The sequence below is a fragment of the Flavobacterium sp. genome (assembly GCF_044338735.1).
Lineage (GTDB): Bacteria > Bacteroidota > Bacteroidia > Flavobacteriales > Flavobacteriaceae > Flavobacterium.
On sequence record NZ_JBIIWV010000044.1, the window covers coordinates 1 to 15,308 of the forward strand.

17 protein-coding genes and 2 tRNA genes are annotated in these 15,308 nt (G+C 33.0%); 11 read left to right on the forward strand and 8 right to left on the reverse strand.

Translation table 11 applies throughout. The annotated features are described in order from the left end of the window. Positions 1-163, forward strand: a 163-nt coding sequence (rplT, locus tag ACIQZC_RS04600; protein WP_396138083.1) for a 50S ribosomal protein L20, incomplete at its 5' end; no start/stop codon positions are given. 131 nt (positions 164-294) lie between these two features. Then, complete coding sequence (locus tag ACIQZC_RS04605; protein ID WP_396138068.1) at positions 295-753, forward strand: DUF1569 domain-containing protein; 459 nt, start codon at positions 295-297, stop codon at positions 751-753. Here the strand turns inward: ACIQZC_RS04605 and ACIQZC_RS04610 are convergent. From ACIQZC_RS04610 to tgt, 6 genes are all read right to left on the reverse strand, one after another. Continuing rightward, complete coding sequence (locus ACIQZC_RS04610) at positions 750-1,943, reverse strand: asparagine synthetase B (RefSeq protein ID WP_396138084.1); 1,194 nt, start codon at positions 1,941-1,943, stop codon at positions 750-752. The genes ACIQZC_RS04605 and ACIQZC_RS04610 overlap by 4 nt on opposite strands. A gap of 99 nt (positions 1,944-2,042) precedes the next feature. After that, positions 2,043-3,593 carry a replicative DNA helicase gene (gene dnaB, locus ACIQZC_RS04615; RefSeq protein ID WP_396138069.1) on the reverse strand — a complete coding sequence of 517 codons (1,551 nt, stop codon included), beginning with the start codon at positions 3,591-3,593 and terminating at the stop codon, positions 2,043-2,045. Positions 3,594-3,736: 143 nt separating this feature from the next. Beyond that, positions 3,737-4,690 carry an acetyl-CoA carboxylase carboxyltransferase subunit alpha gene (locus ACIQZC_RS04620; protein WP_396138070.1) on the reverse strand — a complete coding sequence of 318 codons (954 nt, stop codon included), beginning with the start codon at positions 4,688-4,690 and terminating at the stop codon, positions 3,737-3,739. Positions 4,691-4,764: 74 nt separating this feature from the next. Beyond that, a complete protein-coding gene (locus ACIQZC_RS04625; protein WP_396138071.1) occupies positions 4,765-5,649 on the reverse strand; it encodes a DMT family transporter in 885 nt (294 codons plus the stop codon). Then, complete coding sequence (locus ACIQZC_RS04630) at positions 5,636-6,724, reverse strand: LptF/LptG family permease (RefSeq protein ID WP_396138072.1); 1,089 nt, start codon at positions 6,722-6,724, stop codon at positions 5,636-5,638. Before ACIQZC_RS04630 ends, ACIQZC_RS04625 begins: the two co-directional genes overlap by 14 nt. A 67-nt stretch (positions 6,725-6,791) precedes the next feature. Further along, complete coding sequence (gene tgt / locus ACIQZC_RS04635) at positions 6,792-7,922, reverse strand: tRNA guanosine(34) transglycosylase Tgt (RefSeq protein ID WP_396138073.1); 1,131 nt, start codon at positions 7,920-7,922, stop codon at positions 6,792-6,794. Positions 7,923-8,171: 249 nt separating this feature from the next. On the opposite strand from tgt, the gene ACIQZC_RS04640 reads away from it, so the two are divergent. From ACIQZC_RS04640 to ACIQZC_RS04655, 4 genes are all read left to right on the forward strand, one after another. Next, the gene (locus ACIQZC_RS04640) at positions 8,172-9,017 is read left to right on the forward strand and encodes a transketolase (RefSeq protein ID WP_396138074.1); all 846 of its coding nucleotides are present in this window, start codon (positions 8,172-8,174) and stop codon (positions 9,015-9,017) included. 144 nt (positions 9,018-9,161) lie between these two features. Then, positions 9,162-10,115, forward strand: coding sequence for a transketolase family protein (locus ACIQZC_RS04645; protein ID WP_396138075.1), 954 nt, complete (start codon positions 9,162-9,164; stop codon positions 10,113-10,115). 228 nt (positions 10,116-10,343) lie between these two features. Beyond that, a complete protein-coding gene (locus tag ACIQZC_RS04650; protein ID WP_396138076.1) occupies positions 10,344-11,183 on the forward strand; it encodes a tetratricopeptide repeat protein in 840 nt (279 codons plus the stop codon). Positions 11,184-11,257: 74 nt separating this feature from the next. Continuing rightward, entirely contained in the window at positions 11,258-11,779 is a 522-nt protein-coding gene (locus ACIQZC_RS04655) for a hypothetical protein (RefSeq protein WP_396138077.1), read from the forward strand. 140 nt (positions 11,780-11,919) lie between these two features. Here ACIQZC_RS04655 and ACIQZC_RS04660 read toward each other — a convergent pair whose 3' ends face one another. Continuing rightward, a complete protein-coding gene (locus tag ACIQZC_RS04660) occupies positions 11,920-12,942 on the reverse strand; it encodes an FKBP-type peptidyl-prolyl cis-trans isomerase (RefSeq protein WP_396138078.1) in 1,023 nt (340 codons plus the stop codon). Positions 12,943-13,019: 77 nt separating this feature from the next. On the opposite strand from ACIQZC_RS04660, the gene ACIQZC_RS04665 reads away from it, so the two are divergent. The 3 genes from ACIQZC_RS04665 to ACIQZC_RS04675 are packed head-to-tail and all read left to right on the forward strand — an operon-like array spanning position 13,020 to position 14,481. Continuing rightward, positions 13,020-13,415, forward strand: a complete 396-nt coding sequence (locus tag ACIQZC_RS04665; protein WP_396138079.1) for an RNA-binding S4 domain-containing protein — start codon at positions 13,020-13,022, stop codon at positions 13,413-13,415. After that, the gene (locus ACIQZC_RS04670; protein WP_396138080.1) at positions 13,412-13,978 is read left to right on the forward strand and encodes an SAM-dependent methyltransferase; all 567 of its coding nucleotides are present in this window, start codon (positions 13,412-13,414) and stop codon (positions 13,976-13,978) included. The genes ACIQZC_RS04665 and ACIQZC_RS04670 overlap by 4 nt, the downstream gene beginning before the upstream one ends. Before the next feature lie 8 nt (positions 13,979-13,986). Further along, positions 13,987-14,481 (forward strand): phosphoribosyltransferase family protein, encoded by a 495-nt coding sequence (locus ACIQZC_RS04675; protein ID WP_396138081.1) that lies wholly within the window; start codon positions 13,987-13,989, stop codon positions 14,479-14,481. Here ACIQZC_RS04675 and ACIQZC_RS04680 read toward each other — a convergent pair. Continuing rightward, complete coding sequence (locus ACIQZC_RS04680; protein WP_396138082.1) at positions 14,473-14,991, reverse strand: shikimate kinase; 519 nt, start codon at positions 14,989-14,991, stop codon at positions 14,473-14,475. The two genes, ACIQZC_RS04675 and ACIQZC_RS04680, sit on opposite strands and share 9 nt — an antisense overlap. A gap of 125 nt (positions 14,992-15,116) precedes the next feature. On the opposite strand from ACIQZC_RS04680, the gene ACIQZC_RS04685 reads away from it, so the two are divergent. Beyond that, a tRNA-Lys gene (locus ACIQZC_RS04685) sits at positions 15,117-15,189 on the forward strand. 28 nt (positions 15,190-15,217) lie between these two features. Next, positions 15,218-15,290, forward strand: a tRNA-Lys gene (locus ACIQZC_RS04690). Positions 15,291-15,308: the final 18 nt, after the last annotated feature.

Below are 15,308 nucleotides of genomic sequence, written 5' to 3' on the forward strand. Positions count from 1 at the left end.
GATTACGCGTATCAATGCTGGTGCACGTTTACATGGTATGAGTTATTCTCAATTTATGGGTAAAGTAAAAGCTAATAACATCGAATTGAACCGTAAAGTTCTTGCCGATTTAGCAATGAATCACCCAACTGCTTTCACAGCTGTTGTTAACAAAATTAAATAATTACGTCTAACTCAGTTTATCTTACTTATATAGAAAACCCCGATTTTATCGGGGTTTTTTGTTTGCAAAATACAATAGAAAAGCATATATTTGAAACTGAAATATGTTTAACCCAATCGTATTAAAACACCATGAACACAATTGATTCTCTTCTAACTGTTTTAGCTTCAAAATTTGATGATTATAATCGAATGAATACTGTTGTATCAAAAAGTAGTGTTGGCTGGCATTTAGAACACAGTTTGAAAGCCATTGATCAGATTGTAACGGCTTGTAAAAAATCAGATTCAACAACCTATCGATGGAAGTTTAAGCTGAATCGATATATAATTATTGACGTATTGCATAAAATTCCAAGAGGTAAAGCTAGAGCACCAAAAGTTGTACAACCCGAAGGAGAAATCTCAAAAGAATCGTTACAACTACATTTGGAAAAAGTACAGCAAAACCTAGAAAATTGGGAAGATTTGAATGAAAATTGTTATTTTTTTCATCCCTTTTTTGGCGATTTAAACAAAAAATCAACTGAAAAATTTTTAGTACTACACACCAAACATCATCTAAAAATTATTGAAGATATTTGTAATTAAGTCTTTAATTTTTTCTTTTTCGCCGCTGGAAACAACACATTGTTCAAAATCAAGCGATAACCTGGCGAATTTGGATGCAAGTCTAAAACCGTTGGCGCATCACCTACTCTATGTTGGTAATCTTCAGGATCGTGACCGCCATAAAAGGTAAACATGCCTTTTCCTTTGGTGCCATGAATATAACGTGCTTCGCCATTTATTTTGCATTCGCCCATTACCAAAACGTTTGATTTAATTTTTTCCGCATTAAAAGCAGTGGTTTGACCCATAAAGCCTTTTATTAACTGTGTGTGATTTTGACACAACATCGTCGGAATTGGATCCCATTTTGCAGAATATTCCATTAACGTAAAGTAATCTTTATCCATTGTAAAAGCGCCTTTTCCGTGTTCTTCAGTTGTATCGATGTCGGAAAACTCATATACTACAGGTTGGCGTTCTAATTTATAGTTTTTGAATGCAAAAGTGGAAGAAAAATCAATATTGGCTTGATAATTTGCATCGGAATCATCTCCGTCAAACATGGGTTCGCAAATATCAACACCTTCTGCAGAAAGTGCTATATCAAAACTATCAGTAGCCGAACACATGGCAAACATGAAGCCGCCTCCGATTACAAAATCTCTAATTTTTTTTGTAACCGCCAATTTTTCTTGTGAAACTTTACTGTATCCTAACTTCTTTGCTAAAGCCTCTGCATCTGCCTTTTGTTGGATATACCAAGGCGCATTTTTATAGTTTCCAAAAAACTTTCCATACTGACCCGTAAAATCTTCATGATGTAAATGCAACCAATCGTATAACAATAATTGGTCAGATAGCACTTCCTCATCATAAATTTCGGTATAAGGAATTTCAGCATACGTTAAAACCATCGTTACGGCGTCGTCCCAAGGTTGTTTTCCTTTTGGAGTATATACTGCAATTTTAGGGGCTTTTTCTAGCACAACCGTTTCCATGTTTTGTGAAGGTGCACTAATTTCTTCCAAAATTGTATTAGTAGCTGCATCCGAAAGTACTTCAAAAGTAACTCCTCTAACTTGGCATTCTTTTCTAATTTCTGGAGCATCAGGCAATAAAAAAGAGCCACCTCTGTAATTGAGTAACCAACTTACTTTATAGCTTTTATCTAATGCCCAATAGGTAATTCCGTAGGCTTTTAAATGATTTTGTTGCGTTTCGACTTCCATAGGCAACAAAATAAAAGCAGCGTTTGCATTGATGCTGAAGCACAACAAACATAGTAAGAAGTAATTACGAAATAACCATTTTTTCATAGGGTAAATAGATTAGAATGGAACATCCGAATCATCTTCCTCAAATGTATTCATGGTGCTACCAAAAGCTTCATTAGGAGTTGGTAAATTAGGTGTTATGAATGGATTACTATCGTCTAAGTTCATTTTAGAAGGTAAGGCGTCAAAGGGCGAACTAAAATCGTCTAAGTTTTCAAATTTTCCAAGATTTGCCACAAATTTTAGTCGGATTTCATCTAAACCACCATTTCTGTGTTTGGCGACAATGAATTCTGCTTGACCTTGAGTAGGAGAACGCTCTTCATCATCCCATTCATCAATTTTATAATATTCAGGACGATAGATGAACGATACAATATCGGCATCTTGTTCAATCGCTCCCGATTCACGAAGGTCAGAAAGCAATGGACGTTTACTTGATCCACGAGTTTCAACTGCACGAGATAACTGGGATAGTGCAATTACAGGAACATTTAATTCTTTAGCTAATGCTTTTAAATTTCGTGAAATTGATGAAATTTCTTGTTCTCTATTTCCGCCACCTTTTCCATTTCCACCAGCGGTCATTAATTGTAAGTAATCTACCACAATCATTTTGATACCATGTTGTGAAGCTAATCGCCTAGATTTTGCTCGTAAATCAAAAATGGAAAGTGAAGGGGTGTCATCAATGAATAATGGTGCTTTTTCTAAATCTTTTACTTTTATGGAAAGCTGTTCCCATTCGTGTTTTTCTAATTTTCCGGTACGCAATTTTTCGGATGATAATCCTGTTTCCGATGAAATTAAACGTGTAATTAACTGAACAGATGACATCTCTAAGGAAAAAAACGCAACAGGGTGACCATAATCAACTGCCATATTTCGCGCCATTGATAATACAAAAGCCGTTTTACCCATACCTGGACGCGCAGCAATAATGATTAAATCAGAAGGTTGCCAACCTGAAGTTAATTTATCCAAGTTATGAAAACCTGTCGCAACTCCACTTAATCCTTCTTTACCTGCTATTTCTTCAATACGTTTTTTAGCTTGAATTACTAAACTCTGAGCAGTTTCTGAACTTCGTTTAATATTTCCTTGTGTAACTTCGTACAATTTAGATTCAGCAGTGTCTAATAAATCAAATACATCGGTAGATTCATCATACGATTGTTCTATAATTTCACTCGAAATTTTAATTAAACTTCGTTGAATAAATTTTTGCAAAATAATGCGCGAATGGAACTCAATATGTGCCGAAGAAGAAATCTTTTGCGTCAGTTGAATCAAATAATAATCGCCGCCAGAAAGATCTAATTTACCAGTTTTCTTTAATTGCGCGGAAACCGTTAATAAATCTATTGGCTGTGTTTCATTGAATAACTGAACAATAGCCTCAAAAATATTTTTATGAGCGTCTTTGTAAAACGCATCGGGCTGTAAAATATCGATCACTTCGTCAACCCCTTTTTTATCAATCATCATAGCACCAAGTACTGCTTCTTCAAGTTCTAAAGCTTGAGGAGGTAGTTTTCCTTTTTCTAAATTGATGATGGTAGTTTTATCTACCTTAATAGGGTTTAAATTTCTGATATTTTCCATATTGCTAAGTTAACCAATTTTTATAAAAAAATAATTTGAGTTCTCAATACTCGTTTGTTAATAACTGGATATTTTTGTTAATAAAGCAAAAAAAATCCGAAACAAAAATGCTTCGGATTATATTTTAATATGAAAGTTAAGGGTTATTCTTTGAATTCACCCATCTTACAATATTTATCCATTCGCTGAGATACTAATTCGGTTGTTGATAAATCTTTTAATTCTTTATAGGCTTTTGATACATATTGCTCCACCGTTTTGAAAGTAGTTTCTTTATCATAATGAGCTCCACCAAGTGGTTCAGGAATAATATCATCTATTAACTTATTTTTTTTCATATCAAAAGAAGTTAATTTTAAGGCATCTGCAGCTTGTTCTTTAAATTCCCAACTTCTCCATAATATTGACGAACAAGATTCTGGTGAAATTACTGAATACCAAGTGTTTTCTAACATAAAAACTCTATCTCCTACTCCAATTCCTAATGCTCCACCGGAAGCACCTTCTCCAATAATTACAGTAATAATAGGCGTTTTTAAACGAATCATTTCAAAAATATTACGAGCAATAGCTTCTCCTTGTCCGCGTTCTTCAGCTTCTAAACCAGGGTATGCACCAGGAGTATCTACTAATGTTAAAACTGGAATACCAAATTTCTCTGCCATTTTCATCAAGCGAAGTGCTTTTCTATAACCCTCTGGATTTGCCATACCAAAGTTTCGAAACTGACGCATTTTTGTATTGATCCCTTTTTGTTGACCAATAATCATATAGGATTGACCATCTATTTGGCCTAATCCTCCAATCATTGCTTTATCATCTTTAAAATTACGATCGCCAAAAAGTTCTAAAAAAGTACCTTTAGTTAAATTCGTAATATGTTCTAAGGTATACGGTCTGTTTGGGTGTCTTGAAAGTTGCACACGTTGCCAAGCCGTAAGGTTTTTATATATTTTTCGCTTAGTTTCTTCTAGTTTTTTCTCAATTTGCTTGCACGTTGTAGAGACATCAACATCTGATTCTTGACCAATGATTTGGCATTTATCTAACTGATCTTCAAGTTCTTTAATTGGTAATTCAAAATCTAAATATTCCATAATCGGTTTATTAGGGTTTAGTTTTTAATCGTACAAAGATAAAATTTTCAATTGACTTTGTAAACTTATTTTAATTAGTTGTAATTTTTTTTATAACCTTTTACAATTCCGTTGGCAATTACAGTCGCTAAAATAATGAGTGCTCCTAAATAAAACATGGGTGACATTTGTTCTGAATCCTCAAAAATAAAATAGGCTAAAATGATGCCATAAATAGGTTCTAAATTAATTGTAAGCATAACGGTATAAGGACTTAAAAACTTCATTACAGCCGTAGAAGCTATGAAAGCATACGCAGTACAAACAGAACTTAAAATCATTAAATATACAAAATCGGTAGTGGTTAGTTGAAAAAATTCTGCAGAAAAACTATTTGTAAATACTAATGAAATTGAAAAGAACAACACCCCTCCCATTAATTCATAAAACGAGATTATTGTGGGTTCGTATGTTTTTACAAACTTACTATTGATTACTGCAAACAACGCAGATAGAAAAGCGGAAATTAATGCTAGTATAATGCCTTCAACATAATTAGTTTCAACATTAAAAATAATCGTAAGTCCCGCAATAACAATTAATCCAAAGAAAATTTCATACCAAACAATCTTTTTTCCAAAAAAGAAAGGTTCGATTAATGAGGCGAAAAAAGCACCAGTTGAAAGACAAGCTAAAGTAATGGAAACATTAGCCACTTTAATGGCTCTAAAAAAAGTAAACCAATGCAAAGCAATAATCAATCCTGCTATTAAAAATTTGAATATAATTTGTCTTGGAATTTTTGTTGGAATGCGTTTATATCGAATGTATGCGAATATAAAAAAAACGGCAAACAACATTCTGAACCAAACTAATGGCAAAGCATCTAGCGAAATTAATCTTCCTAGAATAGCTGTAAATCCCCAAATAAATACAATTAAATGAAGATGCAAATAACTTTTTACGTTATCGTTTGGCATTTCGTAATAAATAATAAGCTAATATTCCAAAAACAAAATTGGGCAACCAAACCGCAATAAATGCCGGTATACTAGACTTTTCCGCTAATGTTCCAAAAACTTTATCAAAGAAAATGAATACAAAAGCAATGATTATACCGATAGCTAAATTGACTCCCATTCCGCCTCTTCGTTTCATAGAAGAAACTGCAACAGCAATTATTGTCAATATAAATGCAGAAACGGGCAAACTAAATTTCTTATAAAAAACTACTAAATAAGTATTAATGTTTGCATTACCTCTTGCACGTTCTTTGTTAATGAATCTATTTAATTGACCAATTGTCATGGTTTCTGCAACATATACTACTGGCGTTAAATCATCGGGTTCAAAATTATAATTAATTGTAATTTTTTCGCTCTTAATAAGTTGATCATTATCTATTCCTACTATACGTTTGTTGTAGTTGTATAAAACATAAGTCTTTTTTACTTCATCATAACGTATACGATTAGCGTTTACTTTTTCTATTAATTTATTGTCTTTTAGTAACTCATAAGTAAAATTAAAGCCAGTTTGTGATAAATAATTAAAATTACTTACATATATATTTTCTTCAATATTGCCCTCTTTTTTAATTTGTCTAAAAATATCCGATGTTTCCCTTGTTTGTGTATTTCCTTTTAAATTTTGGTATCTAAAATCATTAAAACCTTTACTTGCTTTTGGTACCAGAAAGAATCCCATAATCAAAGAAAAAATTGAAACGATAATTGCTCCATAAATAAATGGCCGAAGAAAGCGAGTAAACGATATACCCGAACTCAAAATCGCAATAATTTCGGTGTTATTTGCTAGTTTTGAAGTAAACCAAATAATGGATAAAAATAAAAAAATTGGAAACAAAAGATTTGCAAAATAAATAGTAAAATCGCCATAATAGATTAAAATATCTTTTAATGGAATTTTCTTTTCAATCATTTTATTCACTTTTTCAGAAACATCAATCGTAATTCCAATGGGAATAAACATAATTAACATCACCGAAAAAGTAACCAAATAGCGTTTTAAAATGTATTTATCTATTATTTTCATATTTCAAGTTTCAAGTTTTAGGTTTTAAGTTTCAAACCAACTTGAAACTTAAAACCTGAAACAAATTTTAAAGTCTTTGACTCATTTGTACTACCATTTTATCTTTCCATGCTCTGAAAGTTCCTGCGATAATTTGGCGTCTTGCTTCTCTTACTAACCACATGTAAAAACCTAAGTTATGAATCGTTGCAATTTGTTTACCTAAAAACTCATCTGCAGCAAAAAGATGACGCAAATAAGCTTTTGAATATTCAGTATCAACCCAAGTGTGCCCCATTTCGTCAATAGGAGAAAAGTCATCTTCCCATTTTTTATTTTTCATATTCATAGTGCCATGAGCAGTGAACAACATACCATTTCGGGCATTACGCGTTGGCATTACACAGTCAAACATATCAATTCCTAAGGCAATATTCTCCAAAATATTGATTGGTGTTCCAACACCCATTAAATAACGGGGCTTGTCTTCGGGTAGTATTGCAGTAACTACTTCGGTCATTGCATACATTTCTTCAGCCGGTTCTCCTACAGATAATCCACCGATTGCATTTCCTTGAGCACCCGCATTTGCAATATATTCAGCCGATTGCGCTCGCAAATCTTTATACGTACTTCCTTGAACAATAGGAAAAAACGTTTGTTCGAATCCATATTTAAAAGGTAATTTTTCTAGATGATTTATGCATCGATCTAACCAGCGGTGTGTCATGTGCATCGAACGTTTAGCATAGCGATAATCGCATGGATACGGCGTACATTCGTCAAAAGCCATAATAATATCGGCACCAATAGTACGCTGCACTTCCATTACATTTTCTGGTGAAAAAAAATGATATGAACCATCTATATGCGATTTAAATTTTACTCCTTCTTCTTTAATTTTACGATTAGAAGACAACGAATACACTTGGTAACCACCAGAATCGGTTAAGATATTTCGATCCCAATTCATGAATTTATGTAAACCACCCGCAGCTTCTAAAATTTTAGTTTGCGGTCTTAAATATAAATGATAGGTATTGCCTAGAATGATATCGGGGTTAATGTCTTCTCTTAATTCGCGTTGGTGTACCCCTTTTACCGAGGCAACGGTACCAACAGGCATAAATATTGGCGTTTCAATAGCTCCGTGATCGGTAGTTATTTTTCCGGCTCTGGCTTTGCTTTGTGGATCTTTGGTAATTAAATCAAACTTCATAGTGTACTTTTACGAAACGCAAAGATAATTGAATTTAGAATTTAGAAATTAGAATTTGGAATTATTTATGAAATTCGGTAAAATTCAAAAATCGGTATACTGCATCTCAATTACATTATCCTTTTTACTTTTTACTTTCTCCTTTTTAATTTTACTATCAACAATTCTTAATAACTTCTCATAAAATGATTTGTAGCACCAAAAAAATAAAATTACTTTTGTAGGCATTAACACAATACACTCATATAAATGTCTAACACACAACAACTACACGATTTTACAACACAAGTTCGAAGAGATATTCTTCGTATGGTTCATGCCGTAAATTCAGGTCATCCAGGAGGTTCTTTAGGATGTGCCGAATTTTTGGTAACCCTTTATCAAGAGGTTATGAAACGCAACCCTGGTTTTTCTATGGACGGCATAAACGAGGATATTTTCTTCTTATCGAACGGACATATTTCTCCTGTTTTTTACAGCGTTTTAGCAAGAAGCAGTTACTTTCCTGTATCAGAATTAGCAACATTCAGAAAATTAAACTCTAGATTACAAGGTCACCCAACAACTCACGAAGGTTTACCAGGAATTAGAATGGCTTCGGGTTCTTTGGGCCAAGGATTATCTGTGGCGATAGGAGCTGCTCAAGCTAAAAAATTAAACAAAGACAACCATTTGGTTTTTGCTCTTTTAGGCGATGGTGAATTGCAAGAAGGTCAAAATTGGGAAGCCATCATGTATGCATCGGCAAAAAAAGTAGATAACTTAATTGCTACCATCGACTTGAACGGAAAACAAATTGACGGAACTACAGACGAAGTTTTGACAATGGGAAGTATAAAAGCAAAATTTGAAGCCTTTGACTGGATTGTATTAGAAGTTACAGCTGGTAATGACATTGATGCTATCAAAGTAGGATTAACTGACGCGAAAGCAAAATCAGGTAACGGAAAACCAGTTTGTATTTTATTGCATACCGAAATGGGTAATGGAGTAGATTTTATGATGCACACCCACGCTTGGCACGGAAAAGCGCCAAATGATGAGCAATTAGCCAATGCATTAGCACAAAATGTAGCAACTTTAGGAGACTATTAATGGAGTATTAAGATGAGAGACCAAAGTATTAAGACGAAAGATATGATTTGTAATACTGAGGATTTTAGCTTTTAAGACTTTTTATAAAATTTAAACAATTAAAAAATAGCATTGTGCCTTAGTGGCTTGGTGGCAAAAAATAATATGAAAAAATATATCAACCTAGGCAGTAAAGATACCCGTTCGGGATTTGGAGCTGGTATGACCGAGTTAGGTCAGAAAAATGAAAATGTAGTAGCACTTTGTGCCGACTTAATCGGATCATTAAAATTTGATGATTTCAAGAAAAACCATCCTGAGCGTTTTTTCCAAATTGGAATTGCAGAAGCCAACATGATTGGAATTGCAGCTGGTTTAACCATTGGTGGAAAAATTCCGTTTACTGGAACGTTTGCAAACTTTTCTACAGGAAGAGTGTACGATCAAATTCGTCAATCGGTGGCGTATTCTGATAAAAATGTGAAAATTTGTGCTTCGCATGCCGGATTGACTTTAGGGGAAGACGGAGCTACGCACCAAATTTTAGAAGACATTGGTTTGATGAAAATGTTACCCGGAATGACCGTAATTAATACTTGTGATTACAACCAAACCAAAGCAGCAACTTTAGCTTTAGCCGATCATCATGGACCAGCATATTTGCGTTTTGGTCGTCCAGTGGTGCCTAACTTTATGCCAGCTGACGAACCTTTTGTAATTGGAAAAGCCATTATGCTTAATGAAGGTACTGATGTTACCATTATTGCAACCGGTCATTTAGTTTGGGAAGCATTAGTTGCAGCCGAAGCGTTAGAAGCAAAAGGAATTTCAGCCGAAGTAATTAACATTCACACGATTAAACCACTAGATGAAGCAGCAATTTTAAAATCAGTGAAGAAAACAGGTTGTGTGGTTACGGCAGAAGAGCATAACATCATTGGAGGATTGGGAGAAAGCGTTTCTAGATGTTTAGTACAAAACCATTTAGTACCTCAAGAATTTGTTGCGGTAAACGATAGTTTTGGCGAAAGCGGAACGCCTGATCAATTGATGGAAAAATATGGATTGAACAGCGCCGCTATTATTGAAAAAGCCGAAAAAGTAATCGCAAGAAAATAATAGTCTACTTTACCTATATTAAAAATCCTCATGCAATTGAGGATTTTTTTTACCCATTAATTAAATAAATTTAAAAAATGTTATTAATAAGTAAAAATATTTGTTATTTTTGAATTAATTAAAAAGCGAAACAAATGTTCGCATATAGATAGGAATTTGGGTGGATTGGCGGAAATTTATTTTATATATAAATAAGTTAGCTACTATATTAACAAAAACAACACAATTATGAAATATATAATAATTGTAGCAATATTATTTGCGACCAAGCTAAATGCACAGACAAATTTAAATTTTGACAAACGCTTTGTTCAAAGTGAAGACAAGTGGGTTGCATTCAAACCTGATAAAGACGGTAGTTATCCCTATGGCTTTATTTACATAGACTCACAAGCAGGTTTGACCCTTAATTATGAAGGTAGTTTTAAAGTGCTATTGACAGGAGAATTTATACCAACAAAGCTTGATAGTACAGATATGAAGATTCGATTACAGCCAAACAATGTTTTAGTTGCTTTCATACCTGATTATAAATTTAAGGAACTTAAAATTTCACCGACACCTGACTGGCTTAAATATTATAAAACGGACACAACTTCCATTGAAAGATTATATCGTTGGGGCTATATGTATAACGGATGGAACGAATGTGCAAAAGCATTGACTTATTTAGAAAAGGCAGAAAAAATAAATCCTAAATTCAAAGGATTGGCTGTTGAACTTTCGTTTTCATATAACTGTCTAAAACAATACGACAAAGCTGAATTGATTTTAAAAGAAGAGATAAAGACACATCCTAGTGATGCTTATGTAAATAAAGAATATATTTACACTCTTGCTAAAAACAACAAGATTGACAAAGCCAAAAATCAATTTGAGACATCACTTAAGACTTTAAAGGATAATCAATTTAATGCTGAAAACTGCTACAATATCTTGCAATATTATTATTACCAAAAAGACAAAACGAATTTTAATAAGTGGTATAAAATTTTCCAAAAGCAGCCCAACGAAAATAAAATGATTACAAAGTATGCTGACAATATGAAAGCAGATATCAATAAATAATACTGCAACTATCAGCCCACTGCTAACGTGCGAATCTTTTCGCGCGGATAGCTTAATTAAATTTTTAAAAAAAAATGAAAAAACAGCAATCACTGCATATATTTTTGATTTTCGCGTTATTATTCTCAGTGGCTGTTTCAGCACAGAAAAAAAAGAATACAAGTGTAACTGAAAACGAAATTTATTATTCTGAAAATTATAAGTCACCAAAAAAAATTGATTTTGTTTTCTCTGGAAATCTAGAATACCGTGACTATTTTTTTTCAGACCTTGAAGAAAAAATTAAGCTGAAATTTTCAAAAGAGTATATTCAAATTTCTATCCGATATTCAAATAAGCTTCCACATTATATTTCAATTGGTAAAACAGATGACAATACGATGGTATTTCATTTGAATATCGATAACCCAAAAACTTTAAGTGAGCGAAATGGCTACGACAGAGTTGTGAAATTTGATTTTAGTGGAGAATTATTTCAACCCAATAGTAATATTACTGAGATGATTTTCAAATCATATGTAATATGCAAACACGATATTACAACTGAAAATGATGCAATCGTGCTGTATCTATTATCAAAAATCAATAAAGAGTAAATAATACTTCACTTCTTTAATACCGATAGCGCGAATTTAAACACCACTGAAGAACTCTGAAGTGAACTGAATAAGAAATCAATGCCCCTACTCAAAATCACTCACATAAAAAATCCCAATCGTTTGATTGGGATTTCTTGTTAGTATGTTGTGAAAGGTGGCTTTGATGTTTTATCTAAATGACGTCTTAACCTTGTTGATGAAACTCCATCTCCTGAGGCGTTTGGGATTCCTTTAGGTTCCGTTTCATCAACAAGAGTTGTAAATGGGTTATCAACAACAGGATCAAATGGATAATATAAACTTGATCCTAAAAAAGGTGTTGGTTTCTTAATTTCAACTTTTGTCAAAGCACCATCTCCATCATCATCCACATCTAAATAATTTGGAAGACCATCTCCATCAGTATCTAAAGCTACTTTATTAAAATCTACAAATCCGTTTGTTTCTTTTTCACGATATTCAATTTTTGAAAGAATTTTATCTCTATCATGGTCTCTATATCTTTGATTGTATAGTTTGAAACTAAAAATTAAAGGCGAATAAGATGCTATATTGCCTGTTGCTGTATTATAATAACCTAAACCAGAAGGCAAAAACATTACTCCTGCACCATAATTTTGAAAAGAAATAGTACCGTCTGGATTCGATACATGTGTACCGGTTTTAAATTTTGGAATAACTTCACCCCAACCTTTAATTACATCTTCAAGAGCAAACCATACTGGTGTATCAGATTGATCAAATACATTTTGAGTGTAGGTAACTACATTGTCTGTGGTTTTTTTAGTAAACGTATTCCCTTTGTAGGCTACAAATGTAGAATCTACTCTAGTAGAATTTTCACCAGTTCCTTCACGTAACTTTAAATAATAAATCTTATATGTAATATCGTGGAAATTTCTTTCAATATGTTCTAAATTGGACATTTGAGAAATTGGAGTTTGCGTTCCTCCCGCTGGAATTTGTGTAAAAGTAGTATTAAAATTTGCATCCACCGTTACATAATGTGTTGCTAAAAAATCTTCGATTTTGGCTAAATCTTCCGGATAAACTTCATCATAGGGTCTTGGAGGAGTAGCAGTTGCAGTATCATTATTCTGACAAGAAAACGTACTTAATATTATAACAACACTTAAAACTATTTTAAAAAGGCTTTTCATTATTCTAAAATTTATAGGGCGCAAGATACAATTTTCATTTATTTTTGTAGAAATATTAACACGGATTTTAGAAATTTATGAGAATTGACAAATATTTGTGGTGCATACGCTATTACAAAACCCGAAGTATCGCAACGGAAGCTGCAAAAAAAGGGCATATTACGGTTAATGGACAAGTAGCTAAACCATCAAGAGAAGTGTTTCCAACGGATAAAATTACACTCAGAAAAGACCAAATCAACTATAAATTAGTCGTTCTTGACGTTCCTTTGAATCGCTTGGGTGCAAAATTAGTCGATTTATACCGAAAAGATGAAACACCGGCTGAAGCATTTGAACACATTGCACTGATGAAACTTTCCAAAGAACATTACAGAGCAAATGGTACGGGCAGACCTACAAAAAAAGAACGCAGGGATATTGATGACTTTATTGGAGATGATTTTGATAATGAAAATGTAGAAGAAATATGAATTATTGGGAAGAACGTTACCAAAAACAAGACACAGGCTGGGACATTGGAACAATCTCAACACCACTAAAGGAATATATTGACCAATTAACTGATAAAAAATGCCATATTTTACTTCCTGGCGCAGGAAATGGATATGAATTTGATTACTTAATCAATAAAGGATTTACAAATGTTTTTGTAGTTGATATTGCCATTTCACCCTTAAATAATATTGCTGAAAGAAATCCAGCAATGACTTCAAATCTATTGCATCAAGATTTTTTTTCTCTGAATGAAAAATTTGATTTGGTGTTAGAACAAACATTTTTTTGTGCTATTCCGCCCGAAATGAGAGCTAATTATACAACCAAAATGAATGAAATACTGAATGCGAAAGGGAAAATAGCAGGTTTATTATTTGACTTTCCACTCACTGAAAAGGGTCCACCATATGGAGGATTAAAAGACGAATATCTCTCTTTATTTTCAGAAAAATTTATAATAAAAACCATCGAAAAAGCACATAATTCGATAAAACCACGACAAAATAAAGAACTCTTTTTTATCTTTGAAAAAAAATAACACTTCCCATGAAAAATATCATTTTAACTGATGCTGAAATAAGTCACAAAACGAAAAGAATAGCTTATCAAATTTACGAAACTTTTAGCTCTGAAAGCGAAGTGATTTTAGCAGGAATTGCTTCAAATGGCTTCATTTTTGCACAAAAAATTGCTCAAGAGTTAGCTCAAATTTCAGATCTTAAAGTGACCCTTTGTGAAGTTAAAATAAATAAACATAATCCGCAAGAGACTATTTTTACTTCACTTCCAATTGAAGCATATGAAAACAAAGGTTTGGTCTTAATTGATGATGTCTTAAGTTCTGGAACTACTCTAATTTATGGAGTAAAACATTTCTTGGACGTTAAATTAAGTAAATTCAAAACAGCGGTCTTAGTTGATCGAAACCATAAAAAATACCCTGTAAAAGCAGATTTTAAAGGATTATCGCTGTCAACTTCTTTACAAGAGCACATTCATGTTGTTTTTGACGAAAACGAATCGTACGCCTACTTATCTTAATTTCAAAAGTATTTCGGAAACTAATTGTTCTAACGATTTTTCATCAATACTAATAACATGATGAACTTGGTGGTAATAAAATGAACGATCAAACAAATGTTTGTTTATAAAATCAATCAATTCATTTTCGTTTACAGTGGAGAGTAGAGGTCGTTTTACCTTCTCATCTTGTAACCTATTTGCAAGCGTTATTGCGTTTCCTTTCAAATAAAAAGAAACCACATCATCTTGCAGCAGCATTTCATGATTATTATGATAACAAGGTGTTCCTCCACCTAAACTCAAAACAAAAGGTTCTGTTTTTTGTAAAACCAATTTTAAAATGGTATTTTCTAATTTTCTAAAATAAATTTCGCCTTTATTTTCAAACAATTCAGTCACCGATTGCTGTTCGTTTTCTTCAATAATTGTATCTAAATCATAAAAGGAAACTCTTAATTTAGAAGCGAGTAATTTACCTACCGATGACTTACCGCTGCCCATATATCCTACTAAAATTACTTTCATCATATAAATAATACCCTATAAATTAAGGAGTTAAAAAATTAATTTAGAAAAAAGACAAATTTATAATAAAAACCTATTGAAAAAAGAATTTATGTTACTATATTTGCACCCGCGTTCAAGAAAATAATGACTTGGTAGCTCAGCTGGTAGAGCACATCACTTTTAATGATGGGGTCCTGGGTTCGAATCCCAGCCAGGTCACTACTTAACACATATTTCTTGAAGCACCGACTTGGTAGCTCAGCTGGTAGAGCACATCACTTTTAATGATGGGGTCCTGGGTTCGAATCCCAGCCAGGTCACAAAAGTAAAGACGTTGC

Excerpts from the sequence above, each read along its gene's own strand:
- ACIQZC_RS04605 (WP_396138068.1), top strand. The coding sequence starts at position 295 with ATGAACACAATTGATTCTCTTCTAACTGTTTTAGCTTCAAAATTTGAT.
- ACIQZC_RS04610 (WP_396138084.1), bottom strand. The coding sequence starts at position 1,943 with ATGGAAGTCGAAACGCAACAAAATCATTTAAAAGCCTACGGAATTACC.
- dnaB (WP_396138069.1), bottom strand. The coding sequence starts at position 3,593 with ATGGAAAATATCAGAAATTTAAACCCTATTAAGGTAGATAAAACTACC.
- ACIQZC_RS04620 (WP_396138070.1), bottom strand. The coding sequence starts at position 4,690 with ATGGAATATTTAGATTTTGAATTACCAATTAAAGAACTTGAAGATCAG.
- ACIQZC_RS04625 (WP_396138071.1), bottom strand. The coding sequence starts at position 5,649 with ATGCCAAACGATAACGTAAAAAGTTATTTGCATCTTCATTTAATTGTA.
- ACIQZC_RS04630 (WP_396138072.1), bottom strand. The coding sequence starts at position 6,724 with ATGAAAATAATAGATAAATACATTTTAAAACGCTATTTGGTTACTTTT.
- tgt (WP_396138073.1), bottom strand. The coding sequence starts at position 7,922 with ATGAAGTTTGATTTAATTACCAAAGATCCACAAAGCAAAGCCAGAGCC.
- ACIQZC_RS04640 (WP_396138074.1), top strand. The coding sequence starts at position 8,172 with ATGTCTAACACACAACAACTACACGATTTTACAACACAAGTTCGAAGA.
- ACIQZC_RS04645 (WP_396138075.1), top strand. The coding sequence starts at position 9,162 with ATGAAAAAATATATCAACCTAGGCAGTAAAGATACCCGTTCGGGATTT.
- ACIQZC_RS04650 (WP_396138076.1), top strand. The coding sequence starts at position 10,344 with ATGAAATATATAATAATTGTAGCAATATTATTTGCGACCAAGCTAAAT.
- ACIQZC_RS04655 (WP_396138077.1), top strand. The coding sequence starts at position 11,258 with ATGAAAAAACAGCAATCACTGCATATATTTTTGATTTTCGCGTTATTA.
- ACIQZC_RS04660 (WP_396138078.1), bottom strand. The coding sequence starts at position 12,942 with ATGAAAAGCCTTTTTAAAATAGTTTTAAGTGTTGTTATAATATTAAGT.
- ACIQZC_RS04665 (WP_396138079.1), top strand. The coding sequence starts at position 13,020 with ATGAGAATTGACAAATATTTGTGGTGCATACGCTATTACAAAACCCGA.
- ACIQZC_RS04670 (WP_396138080.1), top strand. The coding sequence starts at position 13,412 with ATGAATTATTGGGAAGAACGTTACCAAAAACAAGACACAGGCTGGGAC.
- ACIQZC_RS04675 (WP_396138081.1), top strand. The coding sequence starts at position 13,987 with ATGAAAAATATCATTTTAACTGATGCTGAAATAAGTCACAAAACGAAA.
- ACIQZC_RS04680 (WP_396138082.1), bottom strand. The coding sequence starts at position 14,991 with ATGATGAAAGTAATTTTAGTAGGATATATGGGCAGCGGTAAGTCATCG.